At 51.8% G+C, this 276-nt stretch carries 1 protein-coding gene; it reads right to left on the bottom strand.

The annotated features are described in order from the left end of the window. Positions 1-276, bottom strand: a 276-nt coding sequence (tnpC, locus tag RV1423_RS30495; protein WP_051517026.1) for a Tn3 family transposase post-transcriptional regulator TnpC, incomplete at both ends; no start/stop codon positions are given.

Raw genomic sequence — 276 nt, forward strand, 5'->3', positions numbered from 1 at the left:
GATTCAGTTGTTCTGCAAATCTTGCAAAGGTAGTCGACCAATCATGAAATTCTGAAATTAACTCGTCAGCAGCCTCCCAGATGTCTGTTTCGTCAGGGTGAGCGACCAGTCTCGCACCATTGAGAACGGTATGTGTCATGGCGTGCAGGCGCAGTAGCTCATCGCGTACGCCGTCAATGCCATCAAGACGCGTCCGAATTGCATCCAGCTGATCCACCATGCGTAGCATCGCGGACGTGTCATAGCTATCCTGTAACGCTTCCAATGCCTTCGCGT

This window comes from Herbaspirillum sp. RV1423 (assembly GCF_000577615.1).
Lineage (GTDB): Bacteria > Pseudomonadota > Gammaproteobacteria > Burkholderiales > Burkholderiaceae_D > Herbaspirillum.